The sequence below is a fragment of the Candidatus Photodesmus katoptron Akat1 genome (genome assembly GCF_000478685.1).
GTDB classification, from domain to species: domain Bacteria; phylum Pseudomonadota; class Gammaproteobacteria; order Enterobacterales; family Vibrionaceae; genus Vibrio; species Vibrio anomalopis.
Window position 1 is genome coordinate 1 of the sequence record NZ_AMSD01000005.1, and the last position, 1,509, is coordinate 1,509.

3 tRNA genes and 2 rRNA genes are annotated in these 1,509 nt (G+C 44.1%); all 5 read left to right on the forward strand.

From position 1 onward, the window contains the following. Positions 1 to 487, forward strand: a 16S ribosomal RNA gene (locus O1U_RS04610); the annotation flags it as partial. A gap of 63 nt (positions 488 to 550) precedes the next feature. Continuing rightward, positions 551 to 626: transfer RNA gene (locus O1U_RS04615), tRNA-Glu, on the forward strand. A 2-nt stretch (positions 627 to 628) separates the two neighbouring features. After that, positions 629 to 704, forward strand: a tRNA-Lys gene (locus O1U_RS04620). A gap of 23 nt (positions 705 to 727) precedes the next feature. Next, positions 728 to 803 (forward strand) — tRNA-Val (locus O1U_RS04625). A gap of 167 nt (positions 804 to 970) precedes the next feature. Further along, positions 971 to 1,509 (forward strand): 23S ribosomal RNA (locus tag O1U_RS04630); the annotation flags it as partial.

Here is a 1,509-nt window from a genome sequence, read left to right on the forward strand (position 1 = left end):
GGCTGTCGTCAGCTCGTGTTGTGAAATGTTGGGTTAAGTCCCGCAACGAGCGCAACCCTTGTCCTTGTTTGCCAGCGAGTAATGTCGGGAACTTCAAGGAGACTGCCGGTGAGAAACCGGAGGAAGGTGGGGACGACGTCAAGTCATCATGGCCCTTACGAGTAGGGCTACACACGTGCTACAATGGTGTATACAAAGGGTTGCCAACCAGTAATGGTAAGCTAATCCCCTAAAGTACATCGTAGTCCGGATTGGAGTCTGCAACTCGACTCCATGAAGTCGGAATCGCTAGTAATCGTAGATCAGCACGCTACGGTGAATACGTTCCCGGGCCTTGTACACACCGCCCGTCACACCATGGGAGTGGGTTGCAAAAGAAGTGGGTAGTTTAACTTTCGAGAGGACGCTCACCACTTTGTGGTTCATGACTGGGGTGAAGTCGTAACAAGGTAGCCCTAGGGGAACCTGGGGCTGGATCACCTCCTTAAAATATCAGGATTGTTTGAATGAGTGCTCACACAAATTAATTAGATTAATTTAAAGTTAAAATGTCCCGTTCGTCTAGAGGCCTAGGACATCGCCCTTTCACGGCGGCAACAGGGGTTCGACTCCCCTACGGGATACCATTGGGTCGTTAGCTCAGTTGGTAGAGCAGTTGACTTTTAATCAATTGGTCGCAGGTTCGAATCCTGCACGACCTACCATAATTTATAAATTTATAGGTATAGGGCGATTAGCTCAGTTGGTAGAGCACCTGCCTTACAAGCAGGGGGTCACTGGTTCGAGTCCAGTATTGCCCACCAATGATTAAACGATTAAAATCAATTAAATATAGTAAAGCCTGTTCTTTAACAATTTAGAAAACTAGACAGATAATTCTGTTAGTTAATTTAGGATAATAAAGTTATCCTGGCATTAATTTAATAGAAAGATAAATTATTTGTTATATTAAAACTTTTTAGGGTTGTATGGTTAAGTAATTAAGTGTACACGGTGGATGCCTTGGCAGTCAGGGGCGATGAAGGACGTATTAACTTGCGATAAGCCTAGATAAGGAAGTAAAATCCGCTTGAGTCTGGGATTTCCGAATGGGGAAACCTATACACGCAAGTGTATATCATAATGTGAATATATAGCATTATGAAGTAAATCGAGGGAACTGAAACATCTAAGTACCTCGAAGAGTAGAAATCAATATGAGATTCCGAAAGTAGTGGCGAGCGAAATTGGAGTAGCCCTTAAACTATTAATGTATTAGGTGAAAGCTCTGGAAAGTGCTGTGATACAGGGTGATATCCCCGTAACCGACAGTACATTATTAGTGAAATCGAGTAAGGCGGGACACGTGATATCCTGTTTGAATATGGGGGGACCATCCTCCAAGGCTAAATACTACTGACTGACCGATAGTGAACTAGTACCGTGAGGGAAAGGTGAAAAGAACCCCTGTGAGGGGAGTGAAATAGAACCTGAAACCGTGTACATACAAGCAGTAGGAGCGCTGTTATT